The sequence below is a fragment of the Mycetocola tolaasinivorans genome (assembly GCF_003667565.1).
Classification (GTDB): domain Bacteria; phylum Actinomycetota; class Actinomycetes; order Actinomycetales; family Microbacteriaceae; genus Mycetocola; species Mycetocola tolaasinivorans.
In genome coordinates this window covers 100385-121132 of record NZ_RCUX01000001.1, presented here as the reverse complement: position 1 = coordinate 121132, position 20748 = coordinate 100385, and the positions used below count along the sequence as shown (strand labels likewise).

Sequence of the window (20748 nt, the reverse complement as noted above, 5' to 3'; positions counted from 1 at the left end):
GTGGGCGTGATCGGCCGCGATGTGCCGCGTCACAGTGCGAGACATCGAAAGGGGGTCAGGGGGTGATGGTCGGGTCCGGGATCGTCACCGGATCGAGCGTCGCAAACTTCGGCGGCCGGCCATCACCCGAGCTACGCCCGGTCAGGCGCCTGCCGATCCATGGCAGCACGTGCTCGCGATAGTAGGCGCGGTCACGCCTGCGCGCCCCCGCATCCGGGCGCAGCGCGGTGTCCTCCACCGCCCACTCCGCGGGAACCGCAATACCCAGCGCGTTCAGGACGTTCGCCGCGACGCGCACATGCCCGATGGTGTTCAGGTGCAGGTTGTCATGAGACCAGAATCGGCCCTGAGCGAGCACCGGATCGGACCAGTTATCCACGTAGGTGATCGACGCCGGCAGCAGCCGCGTCACGGCCTCCGCCAGCTCATCGCCGCGGCTCGACACCAGCCCACCCATCGGAATGTGCCGACTCGGATTCGCACCACTCACCACGATCACCCGCGCACCACCGGAACCCAACCTCTGAACCGACTCGACCAGCCGCCCCGCGACCGCCTCGATCGACACCCGCGGACGCATGATGTCATTCCCCGCACCGTTGAAGGTCACGAGCTCCGCGCCCAGCGCGAGGGCCGGATCCACCTGCTCGGCGATGATCGGCTCGAGCTTCTTCCCGCGGATCGCGAGGTTCGCATAGCGAATAGGAGAACCCGCCGCACGGCCCAGCGCCAGCGCTACGAGATCGGTCCACCCGCGGACGCTCCCATCGGGCAGCGTATCGCCCATGCCCTCGCTGAAACTATCGCCCACCGCAACGTAGCTGGAAAACATTCAACATCTCCTCAGGGACGCCCACCGAGACGTCAAAAAAATACTCTCACACGGTCCCGTGGAAAACAGTCTCATTCCCCACACTCATACCGGTGGTCGCAAACCGGCCGGCGCTACCCGGAGAGCGCGTCGATCCGCTCCCACAACCAGCGCGAGCCCAGGGTGCGAGACCCCGCGGCCTCGACCCGCTCCCGCAGTTCGCGATCGCTCGTGATCGTCCACACCGTGTGCGGGGGCTTTCGGGCGGTGAGCTCGCGCACCTCGTGCACGATCGCCTCATCGCCCTCCCCCGGCGCGCGCACCACGGTGAGTTCCGGCACCTGCGCATCACGGGTGTCGGCGGCGCGCGCGGCACCCTCGAGTACCACCCGGAATCGCGGCCACCAGTGATCGTGTTCGAGGCCCAGCGCGGCGGCCGGCAGGCCCTCCTCGGCGAGGCGTTCGAGCACGGCAAGCAGGCGATCGGCGGCACTCGCGCGATCCTTCCACCAGCCGTCCGGGCGCGCACCCACCACGTTTGCGGCATCCACCACGATGGTTTCAGAACGCTCCAGCTCGGCACGCAGGGCCGGCCACGACTGCTCAAACCCGGGGTGCAGCGGCAGCTGATCCACCTCGGCGATCGGTACCCAGCGCAGCTCAAGGCTCTCGGGATCGGTGATCTCGGGCTCAAACGGGGTCGTCACATCGCCCACCACCGTGGTGTACGACCAGAAACCCAGGTCGGTCACGGCGCTGAAACGCGGACGCACGGCCTCGGCCGGCACCCCGGCCTCCTCCGCCGCCTCGCGATATGCGCCATCCACCGCGGATTCGCCGCGGTGACGCGCGCCACCGGGCAGCGCCCAGGTGCCACCGAAGTGGCTCCACTCCACGCGATGCTGCAGCAGCACGCCACGGGTGCGGTCATGGGCCAGCAGCCCGGCCGCGCCATACGTGCCCCAGAACTGGCGGCCATCGGGTGCGTACACCCAGGCGTCGCCGCTGTCGGAGGGATCGGGATGGGAATCTAGTGGACCGGACACACCTCCAGCTTGCCACGCCACCGCCAAACGCGCACCCCCGTGACCCCGCATGACGAGATCCCGGCCCCTAACGGACATCGCCACCCCGCACGGATGAGGGAAATCCCCGGTGAATAGCTGATAAACAGCCGCGAATATCCGCGAGATGTCCGTCACTTCCGCGAGTTTCCGCCACTCGCTGCACCGTAGCGCCCAACGGTCACCCCGTTCTCACCCGTTTCGCTCTACAATCAAGGCTGATCCGCGCAGAGTGAATTGCCCCGGCACCCCGGGGCGCGCGGCACGGCTCGAGCATCGGGCCGACCCGCAGCAGGAGGCTCCCCCATGAATCCCGACAACAAGATCGACATCCCCGCGTCACTCGAAAACGGCAACGCGGGAACCGATCTGCTGGCCACATACTGGCCGAGCATCATCGTGATCGGTATCGCGATCCTGCTCGTTGCGCTCTGGATCTGGCGTGCCCGCCGCGACCCCGATCACGCCTCGCGTCGCGTGCGTCGCGGGTTCCTCTGGTGGGTACCCACCGGCATCGCCCTGTTTGTGGCGGTCGCGCTCGGCGTGAACACCTGGGTGGGCTATCTGCCGTCCGTTTCCGCCGTGGAGCGCTGGCTCAGCGATACCCCGCCGAACCCCGAGGTCATCTCCAATAAGAAGCCCGTGGAGGGAACGGGAAGCACCGTGCTGCCCTCCTCGGAGCGTCGGGTGACCACCGCATCGAGCGGCTACTCGTTCCTCGCCACCATCCCCTCCACCGCGACCGACGTGCCAAACTCGGGTGCCTGGGTGTACCTCCCGCCGGACTACGACAAGCCCGGCAACACCAAGCGCTACCCGGTGATCTATGCCCTGCACGGCTCCCCCGGCAGCGCCGCCGACTGGTTTGCCGGCGGCCGCATCGACGTGACCCTCGAGGAGCTGATCAAGTCCGGGCAGTTCCCCAAGGCCATCGTGGTCGCCCCCGATCTCAACGCCGGCCCCGCCCGCCGCAGCACCGAACCGCTGAACTTCCCCGGTGGCCCGCAGATTGAGGACTACATGGTCAAGGACGTGGTGGGATGGGCCGATAAAACCCTGCGCACCGAGCCCGAAGCCAGCAAGCGCATCGTGGCTGGAATGTCCTCGGGCGGCTTCGCCTCGCTCATCTACTCGCTGCGCTACCCCGAGGAGTTTGGCTCCGCCATCTCCCTGCTGCCCTATGGCAAGCCCTACTCTAAGGGCATCGTGGGCAACGCCGAGGCTATGCGCGATAACACGCCGCTGCACCTCATCCGCGAGCTTCCGCGCGGCACCAAGCAGACGTTCTTCATCGGCCAGGACGACGGCGAATCTCTCCGCGCCGCCGAACTCATCAACGAGGACCTGCGCACGCGCGGCGATATCAGCACCATGCGCTCCTACCCCGGTCTCCAGCACAACTGGACCGCTGCCCGCACCATGATGCCCTACGGCCTCGTCTGGACCGCCCAGCAGCTCGGCTGGGACGAAAAGACCAGCTAGCGCACGACCAACCATCACACAGCGCCCCCGCTCGGAATGCCGAGCGGGGGCGCTGTGTGTCTGGCTCTCGCCAGGTGGAGCGATTTAGTCGCGGATCGCCGCACCGAAGCGCGAACCCGCGAGGGCCGCGCCGGCGAGCTTGGCCTCGGAGGCCTCGGCCGCGGTGAGCGTGCGGTCGGCGGCGCGGAAGCGCAGCGCGAAGCTCAGCGACTTGTGGCCCTCGGCGAGGCCCTGGCCGCGGTAGTCATCAACGAGGCGGATGTGCTCCAGGAGCTCACCCGCACCCTCGAGAACCGCCGCCTGAACCTCGGCCGCCGGAACCTCGACCGGAACGGTCAGCGAGAGGTCCTGGGTGGCGGCCATGAAGGTGTAGATCGACTGCGCGTCAACAATGTCGGTGCCCCCGGCGAGGACGGCGTCGAGGTTGATCTCGGCGACGGCCACGGTGCGCGGAAGGTCCGACTCGGCGGCGAAGCTCGGCAGGAGTTCACCGGCGTAACCCACGAGGGTGTCGCCGAGGTACAGCGCGGCGGTGCGTCCCGGGTGCAGGATCTGGTGCGATCCCTGCTCGACACGAATCTCCACACCGGCGGCCAGGGCCACCTGACGCACGGCGTCCAGGGCGTCGATCAGGCCGCTCGGCACGGCATCCAGACCCGGCTGCTTCGGGGTCACGTTACCCACGATGAGCACACCCACGTGGTGCGGCTGCGGCGGAATACCGGCCTTCAGCGCCGCCAGCTCGGCGTCACTCGGACGGACGGTACCGTTCGGCAGCTCGCCCGCATAACCCAGCGAGGCTCCGGCCTCGGGACGGAACACCAGACCGGTCTCGTAGATCGAGAGGTCCACGAGGCCGCGCGCGAGGTTGCGCTTGGCCACACCGATCAGACCCGGCAGCACCGAGGTGCGCAGGAACGGCTCGCGCGCATCAAGCGCGTTGGCCAGCTTGATCGCGGGCACGTCGCCGGCCGCGGCATCCGCCGTACCAAACAGGTTGTTGGTCTCGGCCGAGACGAACGGGTACGACTGCACCTCGGTCGATCCGGCAGCAGCCAGGGTCTGGGCCACGCGGCGACGCGCACGCTGGGTGCGGGTCAGGCCGCGGCCGGGCGGGGCAACGGGCAGACGCGAGGGAATGCGGTCGTAGCCGATGATCCGCGCGATTTCCTCGGCGAGGTCGCAGGGGTCGGTGATGTCCGAACGCCAGGTGGGGCGTACGACGCTCAGGCCGCCGTCTACGGCGGTCACCTCCGCACCGATCTCCTCCAGCGCCGAGGTCTCCTCGGCCACGGTGTACTCGGCACCGATCAGACCCGACACGTAGCCCGCGGGCAGCAGGATGGCCTCGGGAGCCTCATCGGCGGCGATGGTCTGACCGAGCGAATCGATCGTTCCGCCGGCCAGCTCGACCAGCAGCTCAGCCACGCGCGCCGCGGCGGCACGGCCCAGACGCGGGTCAACACCGCGCTCGAAGCGCTTGGACGCCTCGGAGGGCAGCTTGTGGCGGCGAGCGGTACGCGCGATGGAAACCGGCGAGAAGTGCGCGGCCTCGATCAGCACATCGGTGGTGGTGTCGCTGATCTCGGTGGACGCGCCACCCATGACACCGGCCAGGCCAATGGCCCCGGAATCATCGGCGATCACGAGGTCCTCGGCGTGCAGCTTGCGCTCGGTGCCGTCGAGGGTGACCAGGGTCTCGCCCTTTTCGGCGCGACGCACAACCAGGCCGCCGGCGACCTTATCGAGGTCGTATCCGTGGATCGGCTGACCCAGCTCGAACATCACGTAGTTGGTGATGTCGACCAGCAGCGAGATCGAGCGCACACCGGCGAGGGAGAGGCGCGCAACCAGCCACGGCGGGGTCGGACGGGTGGCGTCCACACCGCGCACCACGCGGGTGGTGAAGGCGTCTGCCCCCACAACACCGCGGATGGGAGCGTCATCGCGAATCTCGACCGAGAAGCCGGTGGCCTCCAGCGCGGCGGGCGCGAGGGCCGGGTCGCGGAAGGCGGCACCGGTGGCGTGCGAGTACTCGCGGGCCACACCGCGCACCGAGAACGCGTAGCCGCGATCCGGGGTCACGTTGACCTCCACGGCCGAGTCGTCGAGACCCAGCAGCGGCAGTGCGGGGGTGCCCACGGGGGCATCGATGCCGTACTTCGAGAGCACGATGATGCCGTCGTGCTCGTCACCGAGCCCGAGCTCGCGAGCCGAGGCCATCATGCCCTCGGACACGTGGCCGTAGGTCTTGCGCGGGGCGATCACGAAGTTTCCGGGCAGCACGGCGCCGGGCAGGGTCACCACGACCTTGTCACCCACGCGGAAGTTGTGGGCGCCACAGACGATGCCGTGCACGGCGTCGCCACCATCGGCGGCAATCTCACCGTCCGCAGCCACGCGCACGCGGCACCAGTTGATGGTCTTACCGTTGGACTGCTCCTCGGGGGTGAACTCCAGCACCTCGCCCACGACGATCGGTCCGGTGAGGTCGAACGTGTGCACGTCCTCCTCTTCCAGACCCACCTTGACCAGGGCCTCCTGGACCGACGCGGGGGTCGCTCCGGGCTCGAGATCTACGTATTCAGCCAGCCAGTTCAGGGGAACCCGCACGACTACACCACCATTCCGAATTGCTGGGAGAAGCGCACGTCGCCCTCCACCATTTCACGCATGTCCTGTACACCGTCGCGCAGCATCAGCCCGCGCTCCACACCCATGCCGAAGGCGAAACCGGAGTAGATCTCCGGGTCGATTCCGGCCGCACGCAGCACGTTGGGGTGGATCATGCCGCAGCCGCCCCACTCGATCCAGCGCGCGCCGCCCTTGAAGGTGGGGTGCCAGAAGTCGAGCTCGGCGCTGGGCTCGGTGAACGGGAAGAAGCTCGGGCGCAGACGAATCTTCGCCTCGTCACCGAAGACCGACTTCACGAAGTGGTCCAGGGTACCGCGGAGGTCGGCCATGGTCAGGCCCTTGTCCACCGCGAGGCCTTCGAACTGCGTGAACACGGGGGTGTGCGTGGCGTCGAGCTCGTCGGTGCGGTACACGCGGCCGGGGGCCAGCACGTAGATCGGCACCTCGCGGTCGAGCATGGTGCGCACCTGCACCGGGGACGTGTGCGTGCGCATCACGAGGTGAGCCTCGGGAGGCTCGACGAAGAAGGTGTCCTGCATGGCGCGGGCGGGGTGGTCGGCGTCGAAGTTCAGGGCGTCAAAGTTGAACCACTCGCTCTCGACCTCGGGGCCCTCGGCGATCTCCCAGCCCATGCCGGTGAAGATGTCTTCCACGCGCTCGCGCAGCAGCTCGAGAGGGTGGCGGGCACCGGCACGGTAGCGGCTGGGCAGCGCGGTGACGTCCACGGTCTCGGCGGCCAGACGGGCAGCATCCTCGGCGGCGACGATGCGCTCCTCGGCGGCGGCATAGGCACCGTTTACACGCCCGCGGGCCTGGCCCACGAGCTTGCCAAAGGCGGCCTTCTGGTCGTTAGGCACGGAGCGCAGCGCGGCGTTGAGGTTCGCCAGCGGCGAGCCCTCGGCCATGTGCGCCGAGCGCGCCTGCTTGAGTGCGGTGGAGTCGGCGGCGGCGGCAATGGCGGCGAGCGCCGCATCAACCGCGGCGGCGACGCTTTCTTCGGTAATCAGTTGAGGGTCAGACACAAGAACCCATTCTACCCGGGTTCGCAGGTTCGCCGGGCGGAGACTCCAACGAACCCACGCTCCCCTACCGGCGCTTCGCCAACCAGCGGGCAAACGCCGACAGGATCAGGTTCATCACCACGTAGATCACCAGGGTGATCACAAACAGCGTGAACAGGTACTTGTTGCCGAGCGCGTTGCCGAGATTGTTCATGGTGGTGCGGATCAGCTCCGGGTAACCCACGATGAATCCCAGCGAGGTGTCTTTCAGCAGCACCACGAGCTGCGCCACGATGATGGGCAGCATCTGCTTGAAGGCCTGCGGGAACTCGATCACCATGCGGGTCACAAACGGCGTCAGCCCGATGCTCAAACCGGCCTCCCGCTGCCCCTTCGGGAGCGAGGAGATTCCCGCACGCAGGGCCTCGCCGATAATCGCGCCGTTGTAGAGGCCGAGCCCGAGCACCACGGCCAGGTACGCGCCACTCGAAAACGCGAGCAGGATGAAGAGCATCATGAGCAGCACGGGCATGCCGCGCAGGAACTCGAGCACCACCATCGACGGGATCCGTACCCAGGGGGTCCGGGCCGAGCGCAGCAGGGCGAACACCACACCGAGAATCAGCGCGAGTACCGCCGCGGCGGCCGCCGCCTTCAGCGTATTGAGCACGCCCTGACCGATCAGCTCCCAGAGATCGGGGTTGGTGACCACGTCCCACCGGGAGGGGTGCCAGAGGCCGGTGAGGGTGACCCCGCCGGAGGTCTCACGCGGCTGACCGAGGATGTACACCACGAGCCCCAGCCCGCCGAGTACCACCAGCGACACCACGACCGAGGCGATGCGTGAGCGACGCCGTGCCCGGGGGCCCGGGGCATCAAAGAGTACCGGGGCTCCGCTGGCGCTCATCGCGACACCATCCATTTCTTCTCGAGGAATCCGGCGAGGATACCCAGCGGAATCGTGATCAGCAGGTAGAAGGTTGCGACGCCCAGCAGCACCGCGATCACCGCGTTACCGTTGGCGTTGGCCAGCTCCTTACCGATGGTGAACAGCTCGGCCACGAAGAATCCACCGGCCACCGAGGTGTTCTTCACCAGCGCGATCATCACGTTGATCAGCGGCGGCACGGTCATGCGCACGGCCTGGGGCAGCACCACGTGCACGACGGTCTGCGAAAATCCGAGCCCCACGCTGCGGGCCGCCTCGGCCTGCCCGATGGGGACACCGTTGACCCCGGAGCGCAGCGCCTCGGCCACGAACGGCGAGGTGTAGAGGCTCAGGCCTATCATCGCCAAGAACTTATAGTCGAGCCCGAGGCCCAGCTGCGGGGCCACGAACGCGAAAAAGAACAGGATGAGCGTGAGCGGGGTGTTCCGCACCAGCTCGGTGTACACGGTCGCGAACACGCGCAGGGCCGCGACCGGGGAGATCCGCATCACCGCGATGATCGTCCCGATAATGAGTGCGGCCACGGCGGCCACGAGAAACAGTTGCAGGGTGAGGCCAAAACCGGAGAGGTATCGGTCGAGGTTATCAATGATGACGTTCATTCACCGCCTCCTTTCCGAGGGGAGAAAACCGGGTGATCCGCGAATGGTGAGCCCATCCGCGGATCACTCGGATGCTGCTATTCGGTGATTGCGGGGCCGTCAACAAACTTCAGGATCGTGCCCGCGGTTTTGTCCCACGCCTTCTTATAGGCACCATCCGTGTAGGAGTCCTCAAGCGTCTTGTTGATGAAGTCCTTGAACGCGGTATCCCCCTTCTTGAGGCCGATGCCGTAGGGCTCCTCGGTAAACAGGTCGCCGGCGAGCTTGAACTCGCCCTCGTTCTTCGCGGCCAGGCCGGCGAGGATCACGTTGTCGGTCGAGACCGCGACCACCTTGCCCGAGCGCAGCGGCTCGAGGCAGTTGCTGTAGGTATCGGTCAGGACCGTCTCGGCCCCGAGCTTCGCGAGGTTCTCGGCCGGGGTCGATCCCGTCACCGAACACACCGGCTTGCCCACGATGTCCTTCTCGGACTTGATCTCGTTGTTGTCGGCCTTCACGAGGAGCGACTGACCCGCGATGTAGTACGGCCCGGCAAAGTCAATAACCTCCTTGCGCTTGTCATTGATCGTGTAGGTGGCCACGATGATGTCCACCTCGCCGTTTTCGATGAACGGCTCGCGGTTGGCCGAGACGGCCTCCTTCCAGTCGATCTTGTCGGCGGCAATGCCGAGCTGACCGGCGATGATCTTCGCGATCTCGACGTCGAAGCCCTCCTCGCCCTTGAGACCCTTCTCGCCGAACAGGGGCTGGTCGAACTTGACGCCGACGGTGATCTTGCCGGCCTTGGAGAGCTTTTCCATCGTGGTCCCGGCCTCGAAGCTGGGGTTTGAGACCACCGCGGGGTTGGCGTCGTCGCCACCGCCGCTTCCCGTGCCGCCGCTTCCACTTCCGGCACCGTCGCCGCTCGAGGAGCAGGCGGAGAGCACCAGCGCGGCCGCGCCGGCGAGGGCAATCAGGCTGAGTCGTGAACGTTTCATGATGGGCTTCCTTCTCTCGTTATGTATGAAATCTGGTTTCGTATCCTGCGGGTTCTGAGCTGGTTTCATGCGTGTCTAGCGGTCGAGAATCTTCGCGAGAAACTCTCGGGCGCGGTCCGAGGAGGGCGCGGTGAAGAACTTCTCCGGGGTCTGATCCTCGACAATCTCGCCATCGGCCATGAACAGCACGCGATCCGCGGCCTTCCGTGCGAACCCCATCTCGTGGGTCACGACGATCATGGTCATGCCCTCCTTGGCCAGCTCGACCATCACGTCGAGCACCTCGTTGATCATTTCCGGGTCGAGCGCCGAGGTGGGTTCGTCCATCAGGATCAGCTTGGGACTCATCGCCAGGGAGCGGGCGATCGCGACCCGCTGCTGCTGCCCACCGGAGAGCTGCGCGGGCAGTTTCTGCGCCTGATTAGCCACGCCGACGCGCTCCAACAGGGTCATCGCGCGATCGGTCGCGGCCTTCTTCGACATGCCCTTGACCCGCATCGGGCCGAGCGTGACGTTTTCAAGCACGGTCTTGTGGGCGAACAGGTTGAAGGATTGGAACACCATGCCGACATCGGCACGGAGTTTTGCGAGTTCGGCCCCCTCCTCGGGCAAACGCTTTCCGTCGATCGTGATGGTGCCGCTATCGATGGTCTCGAGGCGGTTGATCGCTCGACAGAAGGTGGACTTGCCCGAGCCGGATGGCCCGATCACGACCACCACCTCGCCGCGCGCCACCGAGGTGGAGATGTTGCGCAGCACGTGCAGGTCGCCGTAGTGCTTATTGACGTCGGTGAGCACCACGAGCGGTTCGCCTCGCTCCACGATCGGAACGCTCGTTGTTTGGGGTATCAGCGTTGATTCCATTTCCTCACGCTAACCAGACCTCGACGCGGCACACGAGGTTTCGACGCGCTTGTTACCAAGTCGTGACCTCAGAGAAAAAGCCAGATCATCGTTAAATTAATCATCGCGACGAGCGGATTTTTAGAGACAGACGTTAGTGTATTCCGTTCCTGGCATGTACCCATCGGGAAAAATTCAGACTCTGCACGCTCCCCAGGATCCGCATGATTCCGGGCCCAGAACGGGTGCCCGCCGCCCACGCGGATGATCCTAACCGCTCCGCCGCTCGGTGGGCACTTTCTCGTGGCCAGGATCCTTCACCGACGCGAGAGGGGCGCATCATCCGCGGTTCCTATCCCCGAAATCCGTCCCAGACCCCGATTGGATAACACCTCCTGCGGACAGCGAAACGGCCATCCCGCGCGTGTCGGGATGGCCGTTCGAGAAGTTCGGCGTGTGAGCCGTCGAACTTCGAGGTAGATCGTTAGGAGCGCTGTGCGAATGCGCTCTCGTAGAGGCAGACGGAGGCTGCGGTGGCGAGGTTCATCGATTCGGCGGCACCGAAGATCGGCACGCTGACGGCGCGCTCGGCACGGGCGAGGTTTTCGTCGGTGAGGCCGCGGGCCTCGTTACCGAACAGCCAGGCGGTGGGCTCGGCAAGGGCGCCGGTCTGGCGTACGTCGAGGAGCGATTCGCCCTTGATGTCGGCGGCGATGACGGAGACGCCGGCCTCGCGGGCGAGCAGCAGAACGTCGGGGAGTTCGAGGCCCACGGCCACCGGCAGGTGGAAGAGGGAACCGGTGGTCGAGCGTACGACCTTCGGGTTGTAGAGGTCGACGCTGCGGCCGGTGAGGATGACGCCGTCGGCTCCGGCTGCGTCTGCGGCGCGGATGATGGTGCCGAGGTTGCCCGGGTCACGGACCTCCTCGAGGATCGCGATGAGCTTGGGCTCGTCGCGGAAGATGTCCTTCGCGGAGGTGGGGAACTGACGTGCGACCGCGATGACGCCCTGCGGGGTCACGGTGTCGGCCATCGCGTTGATGACCTCTTCGGTCACGAACTCGACGTCCATGCCGGCGGCGACGGCGGCCTCGCCGAGGTCGGCGTAGCGCTCCAGCGCGGTGGGGGTGACGTACAGTTCGAGCATTACCTCGGGGCGGTAGGTCAGGGCTTCGACAACCGCCTGCGGGCCCTCGAGCAGGAACAGGCCGGTCTCTTCACGCACGGCACGACGGCCAAGCTTCGCGACGGCACGGATACGGGGGGCACGGGGATTATCTAGCACCCGCCCATTCTACCCGCGTGCGCCGTTCCGCGGAAAAACCCACTCCGCACCCATCAGAACAGGGCCGCAAACAACAAACGGCCCCACCACCGAAGCCCGTCGGAGGTTCCGCGGCCGGAAACAACAAACGGCCCCACCGCTCAAAAGCGATGGGGCCGAATGTAAGTGAAGCTAAAGCTTACGCAGCCTTCGGAGCCGAGGTGTCGGCCGGGAGGGCCTTCTTCGCGGACTCAACCAGAGCGGCGAAGGTTGCCGGCTCGTTGACGGCCAGCTCGGCGAGGATACGACGGTCAACCTCGATACCGGCGAGACCCAGACCCTGGATCAGACGGTTGTAGGTGAGGCCGTTTGCACGGGATGCTGCGTTGATGCGCTGGATCCACAGGCGACGGAAGTCGTTCTTACGCTTCTTACGGTCGTTGTAGTTGTAAACGAAGGAGTGGGTAACCTGCTCCTTGGCCTTACGGTACAGACGCGAACGCTGACCACGGTAACCCGAGGCACGCTCGAGGATTACGCGACGCTTCTTGTGGGCGTTGACGGCCCGCTTTACTCTTGCCATTTCTCTACTATCTCTCTATGTCCGTCGAGCTTACTTACCGAGAAGCTTCTTGATGTTCTTGGTGTCGGCCTTGGACACGAGCTGGTCCTGGTTCAGACGACGCTTGCGGTGGCTGGACTTCACCTCAAGGTTGTGTCGCATTCCCGACTGCTGCTTCTTGATCTTGCCGGAGCCCGTGAGCTTGAAGCGCTTCTTAGCGCCCGAGTGGGTCTTCTGCTTAGGCATTACTTTCCTCCTGCTTTGCCGCTCTCTTATTGGCGGCCCGATTTGCATTGGCCTCGGCTTTCGCCTCGGACTTGTTCTTGAGAGGCCCAATTACCATGACCATGTTGCGGCCATCGATGGTGGGGTTGGACTCGATCACGCCAAACTCGGCGACGTCTTCTGCGAAACGGTGCAGCAGACGCACACCCTGCTCGGGACGAGACTGCTCGCGGCCGCGGAAAAGGATCATTGCCTTCACCTTGTCGCCGGACTTCAGGAAGCCCTCGGCGCGCTTGCGCTTGGTCTCGTAGTCGTGGTCATCAATCTTCAGACGGAAGCGCACCTCTTTGAGGACGGTGTTTGCCTGGTTACGGCGTGCTTCCTTCGCCTTCTGCGCAGCCTCGTACTTGAACTTGCCGTAGTCCATGATCTTCGCAACCGGCGGCTTCGAATTGGGGGCAACCTCGACCAGGTCAAGATCTGCCTCCTGCGCCAGGCGCAGCGCTACCTCAATTTTGACAACACCAACCTGCTCGCCTGCGGGGCCAACAAGGCGAACTTCAGGGACCCGGATTCGGTCATTGGTACGGGGATCGCTAATGCGTAACTCCTCTGATTGATACTCGAGGCCACTCAGTCCGAAATGGATTCTTACCGAGGCGAGAGAGAAATTACACACCGGATACGTGTGGCGTGACGCCACTACCCGGCCAACACCCTGACTACCCGTTCCCTCGCGAGGAGGGTCTTGGCGGAGTGTAACTACCCGGTAACCTAGTACTACGGTCAAGCGCGGGTGGGAGAATATCCTCTTTCGTAACGGAACAGATGTTCCGTAGCCGCGTATCAGTCTAGCAGAGGAACACAGTGACGGAAAACCACTCCCCCAGCCCGGAAGAAAACGAAGCGGTTGCCGAGGCCACGCGGGATATTGCCGAGGTTCCCGCGGTCGAGGTCATCACGACGGCGTGCGTGCACCTGCTCAGTGCCGCGGCGGTCAAGGTCGGCCTGGCCGATGATCCGGAGACCCAGATCGATCTGGATGAGGCACGCAAGCTGATCAACGCCCTGGCGGGCCTGATCACCGCGGCGGCTCCCGAGGTCAGCGACATGCACGCCCGCAGCCTGCGCGACGGACTGCGTTCGCTGCAGCTCGCCTTCCGCGAGGCCTCGATCATCCCGGACCCGATCGGCAAGGGCCCGGGCGAGAAGTTCACCGGTCCGGTGAACTAGCTCTCACACGGCGTGTGCGGCGACCCGATCCTCGGATCGGGTCGCCGTTTTGTCTGGCGCGGCGGGTGCGGGCCGCCGCACCCGCTAGAGCGATTCCCAGGTGCGGGCCTGCTCGGTGAGCCGGGTGAGGACGGCGATACCCGCCGGGTCCAGGGGACGTTCGGTCGGGATCGCCAGGTACAGCGTGTTCAGGGGGTTCTCGGTGGCCGCGTGGACGAGCACGGCCGTTCCCGCAACGAGTGCCGGATCGGCCAGGTAGCGTGGGAGGGCGGCGATGCCCACCCCGGCGATGACCGCGGCGAGAATCGCGCGGAGGTCGGGCACGATCATGGCGATCGGGCCTCCGGGGCGGCGCCCAAACTGGGATCGCCAGTAGCGTCGCAGAATCGACAGCTGAGCGTCGTACACGACCACCGGAACGCGCGCGAGTGCCGCGGCCGGGTCCTTGCGCAGCTCGTCGGGGTTGAGTTCCGCGAGCAGCGCCGGGGCACCCACCAGCACAAACTCTTCGTCCACGAGCGGGCGGAAACGCACGCCCGGATGCGCGGGGCGAATCGCGGAGAGCACCAGGTCTTGACCGCCCCGCGCGAGGTCTGCCAGCAGGTTTTCAGCCAGACCGAGGGTGAACTCAATTCGTACTCCGCTCGCGGTCAGCGGGGCCAGAGCACCCACCACACGGCTCGCGATCACGTCGCTGGCCCCGCCGATGCGCACCGTCCCCGAGACGTCCGTACCGGCTGCATCGAGGGTGGTGCGGAGGCGATCGATCGAGGGTCCGATCCGGGCCGCGAGGTTTTCCCCGGCGGCGGTGGGCACGGTGCCGCGCGCGCCGCGTGTGAGCAGGCTCTCGCCGAGGTGTGCTTCGAGGCGTGCCATGCGCTCGCTCACTGCGGGCTGGCTGAGCCCCAGCCGGGGAGCCGCACGCGTGATGGATCCGGTGCGGTACACCTCGAGAAACGTTGCGAGCAGGTCCAGGTCAGCCATCGCACTCCAGTCATCAGAATATTGATGGCTTGAATCCTACATCAGGAATGATCGCCGATGCGCTGCCGTTTGCCCTGATATCGGTAGCCAACCGAAAAGCAGAAAGGGCTTTCCATGACAAACTTCCTGATGGTGGTAACCGGCGCTCACGCCCTCACCCTCGCCACCGGCTCCAGCCACCCCACCGGGTTCTGGGCCGAGGAGCTCATCGAGCTCCACCGCGGCCTGACCGCGGCCGGGCACACCGTTCACTTCGCAACCCCGGGTGGTGTGCGCCCGCCCGTTGACCCCGGCAGCCTCGATCTCAACACCGCCGAGGGCCGGGCATTCCAGGCGTACCTCGACGACATTTCCGAGGAGCTCAGCGCGCCCCTGGTACTCGCCGAGGTGTCGCTCGACGATTATGCGGGCGTCCTTCTCCCCGGCGGCCACGGCCCGATGGCCGATCTCGCATTCGATGGCGACCTGGGTCGTCTGCTCGTCGAGGCGGTGGATACCGAGCGTCTCGTCGCCGTCCTCTGCCACGGGCCGGCTGGCCTTCTCAGTGCGATCCGCACCGATGGCAGCTTCGCCTTTGCCGGTCGTAACCTCACCGTGTTTACCGACCTCGAGGAGTCCCAGGGCGGGCTCGGTGAGGCGAGTCCGTACCTGGTCGAGTCGCGGTTACGCGCACTCGGAGCCCGGGTGAGTGCGGGCGCACCCTGGAGCAGCACCGTGGTGGTGGATGGCAACCTGGTCAGCGGCCAGAACCCGCAGTCCAGCGTGGAGACCGCGGCCCGCGTGGTCGCCGAACTCGCCACCCGCTAACCCGTTTCACCGCCGCACCCCGTGCGGCACACGGGGCCCTCGTGGACGATTTTCGTCCACGAGGGTTCGTTGTTGCCTGTCCTGCGCGGTTGATGGTTTTCTCGAATCATTCGCCGATAGGATTCGAGGTCGGCTGGCCGATGACCCGGAAACCTAGAACGATCTGGGTGAGGCACGCACGCTCATCAATGCCGCGGTTACGGCACCTCGGGGGCGATGATGCGCAGGTAGATGTTTTGGGGGCGGGGTGGCTGCACGTGGTCGCTGATCATGCGCAGGGTGTAGCCCTCTTTTTCGTAGGTTCTGGTCACCGTAAAGTCGTTGCTGTCGGCGGATCCCTGCGCGGCCCAGCCCTGTTCTCGGATCTGTTCGTCAAGCCGTTCCCCGGTTTCGAGGGAGGTTTTCTCGCCATCCATGCGCAGGGTGACCACTCCGCTCCACTGCGGAACCTGGGGCCAGTCGTTCATCGGCTTTTTGGAGTCGTCTTGGACGATCGCCGAGAAGGCTCGTTTGACGGGATCGGTTTCACGATCTTCCTTGGGAATGAGTTGCAGAAGCTCGTAGGAGGCGATTCCGATCCAGCGCTCACCCGCCCACCGCTGGGCCTCACGCTCTTCGAGGCTGGGCTGAGAGCAGGCGGCGAGCGTAAACGCGAGCACAGCCGCAAGCAGCGCACTCGGTATGGATCGTGACCTCATTGTGCGCCCTCCTCAGTGCCGACGACGTGAATGCCGATGGGTGTGTGGCGAGGCTACCGCGCCCGCCACTCGACGGCAGGATTCTGACTGCTTCTGAATGGTTTACTGTCGCCTCGCGCAATGGTTGAGACGATCTAGTTGACATATGGACCCCGCACGGAGAGTTGCACTCGCTGTGCCCGTGGCGGCGGGTCCGTGCTCGCCTCCACCAGCAAAAGAAATTCATCCCCACGAACAAACCCCTGGCTTTCTATACCCTTCCTAGTAAATGATGACCTCAGCTCAGGTTTGCTCCAGCCCTGAGAAAGAAGCCAGATTTCAAGATCATCCTTAATCTCCACCGGCGTCCTCGGACCATCCGGCTCAATGATGAGAGAAGCGCCCCAACCCGTATTCCGTGGCCAACCATTTTGATCGAACGGGTTAATGCTCATCCCCCCACCCCGCCCGTTGAAGCTGGGCGCTTCTTCCAGCTCTGCCGGAGCGATCTGAGCAATCAGCTGATCGCCGATGGACTCAAACTCGACCGAGAGCTGCTCCACCTCATACTCGCGCGCCTCCGTCAAACGCTCCGGTGCACACCCGCTGGTAACCAACACGGTCGCGACGATGAATGAGCCCAAGATTCCTTGCCGTGTTTGCCTTTTCACCATCAGCGACCCGAGCTTTCCGAGAGATCGATGGGAGAAATCCATCTCTGTGGTTTGCGCCCCCGTGTAAGGTTCTCGTGCCGTTCATCGGTACAGGCACACGAATCTGCCGCGCGGGTGGAACGAGCACAGTCAGTTGACATACTTGCCACTTACTGAGAGTTCAATTCGCTGAGGCTTCGGAGGCGGATTCGTCGTCGACTGCACAACAAGTACATAGCCGTCTCCGCGACTGAACCCTCGGGCCGTAACCCCCTCGCTTTCCAAGAACGGACTACCTGCCGTCTTCCGCCACCCCTGCGAAAGAAGCCACCCTTCAAAGCTATTCATAATCTCTACGGGCGTTCTTGGCCCATCTGGCACAATCACTAGGGAGGCTCCCCAGCCTGTATTCCGTGGCCATCCGTTTCGATCAAACGGATTTGAGCTCATCCCGCCACCTCGACCGTTGAAGCTGGGCTCTTCTTCCAGCTCTGCCGGAGCGATCTGAGCAATCAGCTGATCACCGATCGACTCGTACTCAAGAAAGAGCTGATCCACCGCGTACTCGCGAGCCTCTGTCGAGCGCTCGGATGCACACCCACTCGTGCTCAACACCAGCCCAAAAAGGAGCATGCCCGAAGCTGTGGGTTTCACGTAGTGAGACCCCATCAGCGGCTCGCAGCTTCCGAAAGATCTGCGTGAGGAGCCCTCGCCTGCGGTGCGACGGCCTCAGTGGGAAACGAGCCTCGCGGAACATAGTACAGCCCCGATAAACCCGCACTTGGCGCACGAGCGCTGTCAGTTGACATCCGGCCCCCGCACGGAGAGTTGCACTCGCTGTGCCCGTGGCGGCGGGTCCGTGCTCGCCTCCACTCTCAGAAGAAATTCATCCCCGCGAACGAACCCCTGGCTTTCTATACCCTTCCTCGTAAACGATGACCTCAGCTCGGGTTTGCTCCAGCCCTGCGAGAGAAGCCAGGTTTCAAGGTCATCCTTAATCTCCACCGGCGTCCTCGGCCCCTCCGGCTGAATCACTAGAGAAGCACCCCAACCCGTGTTTCGCGGCCACCCGTTTCGATCGAACGGGTCCATACTCATCCCCCCGCCCCGCCCGTTGAAGCTGGGCGCTTCTTTCAGCTCTGCCGGAGCGATCTGAGCAATCAACTGATCGCCAAGTGCCTTAAATTCAAGCGAGAGTTGATCCACCTCATACTCTCGGTCCTCCGTTAGACGCTCCGGTGCACACCCGCTGGTAACCAACACGGTCGCGACGATGAATGAGCCCAAGATTCCTTGCCGTGTTTGCCTTTTCACCATCAGCGACCCGAGCTTTCCGAAAGATCAATGGGAGAAATCCATCTCTGTGGTTTGAGTACCCCGGTGCCCTCAATATCAAAAGTGAGGCGCCCGGATCGTAGGGTATTGATTGATTCCTGATCATCTGGCTGATATCGAGAAACCGGTTCACCACTAATAACACCAGCAATGTTGAAGATCGAGGTCGACTCCTCATCAAGTACTGCCGAGTGCGAACCGGTTCTCCCTCTAGATTCGATCGTCCCGGATTCGGGTTTGTTCCACACTCGGAACCCCGTCTCCAACCGGACCACCCCGGGGGCCCTCACCGGGTCGAGTTTCCCGTGGCCCAAATCGAGCGCGTCACTGGACATACCCTTCTGGGAGATCCCCACGACCACGTCGTTACGCGCCTGCAACACAAAGTGATTCACATCACCGGTATTGGGGAAGTCCGACACCCCGTTCACCGTGTCATGCCCCAACCCCGCGGGTGCCACATACACCACCCGGTCAGCCTTGAGCCCGAGCTGTTCCGCCCGGGCGAGGACCACGGCACCGTAGCTGTGCCCCACCGGCACCATGCTCGTCCCCTCGGGCAGGCTCACACTGTTCAGAAACACCGCGAGGCGCGGTGCCCCCACCTCGGCAAAGGTACGTTTACCCGCCTCCAGAATCGTGTTCTGATCTATGTCGGGCATCGCTGCCCCGTGCCAGGTAAACATCCCCACCCCGGGCTCAGCGGCCTGAAGCATGGTCCTGCTGCGATGCACATCACCCTCAAAACCGCCAATGTGCGAGTTGCTCCCGGGAATGAACGTGCCCACCCGCGACACCCACGGCGCCACATTGCCCGTGACCGGGTCAAGCGCACCCTGAAAGGTAATGATCGAGTCACGGGTGGGGTCAAACCCCACCAGCACCACCCCGTTGCGCTTGTAGGGTTCCCTGTTCTCATCCAGGACCTCGTACTCGCCAAACGGGTACCCCACCGGGTTTCCCTGCCCGGCATACAGGTGATTACGATCGCCCAGCATCTGATCTATCGTGCGAATCTCGCCCCGTAACCGTGCAATATCCGCGTCATGGTCCATGAGATGGGTGAGGGGATCCTGAGGCAGCCCGGCAACATACTCGGCGAAAAAGAGTTCGCGTTCAATCCGGGCCCGATACTCCGTCGCGGTGATCCGGTTTGCGGCGTCTCGATCCCGCAGAGGGATGCCCTCGAGATTGCCCACGAGCAGGGGGTTGTCCTGGATGAGTACATCACGCTGCTCGGGAGTCAGCGACGCCCACACCTCCGCAATACGGGCAGGGTCCTGGAGCAGGGCGATATCGATCACCGAAACCTCCCGCACCACACCGTCGATACTGACCGAGACGCGCAGGTTCGCGCTCACGCGTGGGGGTGCGGGCAGGCGCGCGCCCAGGTTTCGGTAGTGGGCGGCCAGGTTATACAGCTGCGAGGCCAGGATCGAATCGCTCCGGGTGCGGGCCTGGTCAAGCTCGGTGAGAGCGCGATCAGAATCGGCCAGGATGCGCTGGGAGCGTTCGAGCTTGCGTTGGGCCGCAGGGCTATCCGGTTGCGCGGCGAGCTCGGCCCGGGCGTCGGTGCCCTGGGAGCGTTCGAACCGGGTGATGTTGAGGTGTCGGGTGGTCTCGCTTTTGATGTCCGCGATAACAGCGGCATGATCATTCAGCAGCGTCTGTATTTGGTCATCGGCCGCGGTGACCGCGCGCACGGCATTGAGCGGGGCCTCGAGCGAGCCCGCGAGGCGGGACGTGGACAGCGCGCCCGAGGTGCCCTCCGGGATCGAGGTTTGCGCCATGGACAGCAGGGCGTTGATCTGGGTGGCGCTCACGCGGGCAAAGCGTTTCGCGGCCGAGCGCACCGCCTCGGGCTCACCCGCGTTGGCAATCTCACCGGCCATCACCAGCACTTCCCTTCATCCACTATTGCAGTTGAGACGCCAGCTGCGCGTCAATGAGTCGATAGATCTCGATAATGTCAAGCGCCGCCTGCGCCTGAGCGCGAGTCAAGGTGGCAATGTCTTCCAACGAAACCGGCCTCCCCGCCTTGAGCGTGACGAAGGAGTCCTGAGAACTCGCAAGCCCCGTGCCCAGCTGACCCATCGGCACGGCCGCGGCGGACTCCAGCAGCGAGGTGGTGAGGCCGAGCCAGGTGGAGACCGCCGTCAGTGAGCCATAGTCAATTTGCACGCGGTCTCCTCCCTACCTCGAACGGTGCACGTGCCCTCATTCGACACACACAACGCACCGAAACTAGCCGATACGCGAGGCGATCTGAGCATCCATGTCGCGCATCGCGTTCGCGGTGCCGATCAGGAACTGCTGAATCTCGTTGAGATGAGCCACCACGGTGTTCGCCGACTGCGTGTACTTCGCATACGAGTCGTTAAACTTCCCCGACGCCTGATCCGTCACAAAACCGGAAGACACCAACTGAGCGATCTGACCCTGCAGCGCCTGCAGCTTGGTGGTAATTTCCTCGCGACCGGCCCCGAGCTGCGACGCAGCCTGCTCGATTTCGGCGTAACTCACCCTAATGTTTGACATAACAAGCCTCTTCATTCTGTGTGTCGGATAAAACGGTTTCCTCACCGTACAGAGAGGAAGACACGATAACGAGCGTTCCTGCCGATACGGCACGACGCGCTGGCGCA

The 20748-nt window shown here is 64.6% G+C and carries 21 protein-coding genes; 3 read left to right on the top strand and 18 right to left on the bottom strand.

Annotation, left to right across the window (positions count from 1 at the left end):
* Positions 1–55 precede the first annotated feature (55 nt).
* Both D9V32_RS00535 and D9V32_RS00530 read right to left on the bottom strand, forming a co-directional pair.
* On the bottom strand, positions 56–832 hold the full coding sequence (locus tag D9V32_RS00535; RefSeq protein WP_121646950.1) for an SGNH/GDSL hydrolase family protein: 777 nt from the start codon (positions 830–832) through the stop codon (positions 56–58).
* 113 nt (positions 833–945) lie between these two features.
* Positions 946–1857 (bottom strand): NUDIX domain-containing protein, encoded by a 912-nt coding sequence (locus tag D9V32_RS00530; RefSeq protein WP_245981861.1) that lies wholly within the window; start codon positions 1855–1857, stop codon positions 946–948.
* Positions 1858–2181: 324 nt separating this feature from the next.
* Between D9V32_RS00530 and D9V32_RS00525 the strand changes: the two genes are divergently transcribed.
* Positions 2182–3357, top strand: coding sequence for an alpha/beta hydrolase (locus D9V32_RS00525; protein WP_121646948.1), 1176 nt, complete (start codon positions 2182–2184; stop codon positions 3355–3357).
* Between the two features lie 84 nt (positions 3358–3441).
* On the opposite strand, the gene pheT is transcribed toward D9V32_RS00525, so the two are convergent.
* The 10 genes from pheT to infC form a co-directional block, all read right to left on the bottom strand.
* Positions 3442–5970, bottom strand: coding sequence for a phenylalanine--tRNA ligase subunit beta (pheT, locus tag D9V32_RS00520; RefSeq protein WP_121646947.1), 2529 nt, complete (start codon positions 5968–5970; stop codon positions 3442–3444).
* 2 nt (positions 5971–5972) lie between these two features.
* Complete coding sequence (gene pheS / locus D9V32_RS00515) at positions 5973–7013, bottom strand: phenylalanine--tRNA ligase subunit alpha (protein WP_030143091.1); 1041 nt, start codon at positions 7011–7013, stop codon at positions 5973–5975.
* Positions 7014–7077: 64 nt separating this feature from the next.
* Positions 7078–7899, bottom strand: a complete 822-nt coding sequence (locus D9V32_RS00510) for an amino acid ABC transporter permease (protein ID WP_121647196.1) — start codon at positions 7897–7899, stop codon at positions 7078–7080.
* Positions 7896–8543, bottom strand: coding sequence for an amino acid ABC transporter permease (locus D9V32_RS00505; RefSeq protein ID WP_121646946.1), 648 nt, complete (start codon positions 8541–8543; stop codon positions 7896–7898). Before D9V32_RS00505 ends, D9V32_RS00510 begins: the two co-directional genes overlap by 4 nt.
* Positions 8544–8620: 77 nt before the next feature.
* Positions 8621–9520, bottom strand: coding sequence for a glutamate ABC transporter substrate-binding protein (locus D9V32_RS00500; RefSeq protein WP_121646945.1), 900 nt, complete (start codon positions 9518–9520; stop codon positions 8621–8623).
* Between the two features lie 75 nt (positions 9521–9595).
* Positions 9596–10384: an amino acid ABC transporter ATP-binding protein gene (locus D9V32_RS00495; RefSeq protein ID WP_121646944.1), complete on the bottom strand. Its 789-nt coding sequence runs from the start codon at positions 10382–10384 to the stop codon at positions 9596–9598.
* A 463-nt stretch (positions 10385–10847) separates the two neighbouring features.
* On the bottom strand, positions 10848–11648 hold the full coding sequence (locus tag D9V32_RS00490) for a TrmH family RNA methyltransferase (protein ID WP_121646943.1): 801 nt from the start codon (positions 11646–11648) through the stop codon (positions 10848–10850).
* Between the two features lie 178 nt (positions 11649–11826).
* The gene (gene rplT / locus D9V32_RS00485; protein ID WP_030143083.1) at positions 11827–12210 is read right to left on the bottom strand and encodes a 50S ribosomal protein L20; all 384 of its coding nucleotides are present in this window, start codon (positions 12208–12210) and stop codon (positions 11827–11829) included.
* 30 nt (positions 12211–12240) lie between these two features.
* Positions 12241–12435, bottom strand: coding sequence for a 50S ribosomal protein L35 (rpmI, locus tag D9V32_RS00480; RefSeq protein ID WP_030143082.1), 195 nt, complete (start codon positions 12433–12435; stop codon positions 12241–12243).
* The gene (gene infC, locus D9V32_RS00475; protein ID WP_121647195.1) at positions 12428–13015 is read right to left on the bottom strand and encodes a translation initiation factor IF-3; all 588 of its coding nucleotides are present in this window, start codon (positions 13013–13015) and stop codon (positions 12428–12430) included. Before infC ends, rpmI begins: the two co-directional genes overlap by 8 nt.
* Before the next feature lie 266 nt (positions 13016–13281).
* Between infC and D9V32_RS00470 the strand changes: the two genes are divergently transcribed.
* Complete coding sequence (locus D9V32_RS00470) at positions 13282–13647, top strand: DUF1844 domain-containing protein (protein WP_121646942.1); 366 nt, start codon at positions 13282–13284, stop codon at positions 13645–13647.
* An 84-nt stretch (positions 13648–13731) separates the two neighbouring features.
* Here D9V32_RS00470 and D9V32_RS00465 read toward each other — a convergent pair whose 3' ends face one another.
* A complete protein-coding gene (locus D9V32_RS00465; RefSeq protein WP_121646941.1) occupies positions 13732–14631 on the bottom strand; it encodes a LysR family transcriptional regulator in 900 nt (299 codons plus the stop codon).
* Positions 14632–14745: 114 nt separating this feature from the next.
* On the opposite strand from D9V32_RS00465, the gene D9V32_RS00460 reads away from it, so the two are divergent.
* On the top strand, positions 14746–15438 hold the full coding sequence (locus tag D9V32_RS00460; protein WP_121646940.1) for a type 1 glutamine amidotransferase domain-containing protein: 693 nt from the start codon (positions 14746–14748) through the stop codon (positions 15436–15438).
* A 197-nt stretch (positions 15439–15635) separates the two neighbouring features.
* Here the strand turns inward: D9V32_RS00460 and D9V32_RS00455 are convergent, their stop codons facing one another.
* The 5 genes from D9V32_RS00455 to D9V32_RS00430 all read right to left on the bottom strand — a co-directional run bounded on the left by D9V32_RS00455 (position 15636) and on the right by D9V32_RS00430 (position 20641).
* Positions 15636–16136 carry a hypothetical protein gene (locus D9V32_RS00455; protein WP_147440357.1) on the bottom strand — a complete coding sequence of 167 codons (501 nt, stop codon included), beginning with the start codon at positions 16134–16136 and terminating at the stop codon, positions 15636–15638.
* Positions 16137–16270: 134 nt separating this feature from the next.
* A complete protein-coding gene (locus D9V32_RS00450) occupies positions 16271–16759 on the bottom strand; it encodes a hypothetical protein (RefSeq protein ID WP_147440356.1) in 489 nt (162 codons plus the stop codon).
* 1325 nt (positions 16760–18084) lie between these two features.
* Positions 18085–19995: an alpha/beta hydrolase gene (locus D9V32_RS00440; protein WP_147440354.1), complete on the bottom strand. Its 1911-nt coding sequence runs from the start codon at positions 19993–19995 to the stop codon at positions 18085–18087.
* A gap of 22 nt (positions 19996–20017) precedes the next feature.
* Positions 20018–20284, bottom strand: a complete 267-nt coding sequence (locus tag D9V32_RS00435) for a hypothetical protein (protein ID WP_121646935.1) — start codon at positions 20282–20284, stop codon at positions 20018–20020.
* 63 nt (positions 20285–20347) lie between these two features.
* Positions 20348–20641, bottom strand: a complete 294-nt coding sequence (locus D9V32_RS00430; RefSeq protein WP_121646934.1) for a WXG100 family type VII secretion target — start codon at positions 20639–20641, stop codon at positions 20348–20350.
* Between the last annotated feature and the right edge of the window lie 107 nt (positions 20642–20748).

Coding starts and splice junctions, on each gene's coding strand:
- D9V32_RS00535 (WP_121646950.1), bottom strand. CDS start 832: ATGTTTTCCAGCTACGTTGCGGTGGGCGATAGTTTCAGCGAGGGCATG.
- D9V32_RS00505 (WP_121646946.1), bottom strand. CDS start 8,543: ATGAACGTCATCATTGATAACCTCGACCGATACCTCTCCGGTTTTGGC.
- D9V32_RS00440 (WP_147440354.1), bottom strand. CDS start 19,995: ATGGCCGGTGAGATTGCCAACGCGGGTGAGCCCGAGGCGGTGCGCTCG.
- D9V32_RS00430 (WP_121646934.1), bottom strand. CDS start 20,641: ATGTCAAACATTAGGGTGAGTTACGCCGAAATCGAGCAGGCTGCGTCG.
- D9V32_RS00500 (WP_121646945.1), bottom strand. CDS start 9,520: ATGAAACGTTCACGACTCAGCCTGATTGCCCTCGCCGGCGCGGCCGCG.
- D9V32_RS00455 (WP_147440357.1), bottom strand. CDS start 16,136: ATGAGGTCACGATCCATACCGAGTGCGCTGCTTGCGGCTGTGCTCGCG.
- rpmI (WP_030143082.1), bottom strand. CDS start 12,435: ATGCCTAAGCAGAAGACCCACTCGGGCGCTAAGAAGCGCTTCAAGCTC.
- D9V32_RS00495 (WP_121646944.1), bottom strand. CDS start 10,384: ATGGAATCAACGCTGATACCCCAAACAACGAGCGTTCCGATCGTGGAG.
- D9V32_RS00525 (WP_121646948.1), top strand. CDS start 2,182: ATGAATCCCGACAACAAGATCGACATCCCCGCGTCACTCGAAAACGGC.
- D9V32_RS00465 (WP_121646941.1), bottom strand. CDS start 14,631: ATGGCTGACCTGGACCTGCTCGCAACGTTTCTCGAGGTGTACCGCACC.
- D9V32_RS00460 (WP_121646940.1), top strand. CDS start 14,746: ATGACAAACTTCCTGATGGTGGTAACCGGCGCTCACGCCCTCACCCTC.
- D9V32_RS00510 (WP_121647196.1), bottom strand. CDS start 7,899: ATGAGCGCCAGCGGAGCCCCGGTACTCTTTGATGCCCCGGGCCCCCGG.
- rplT (WP_030143083.1), bottom strand. CDS start 12,210: ATGGCAAGAGTAAAGCGGGCCGTCAACGCCCACAAGAAGCGTCGCGTA.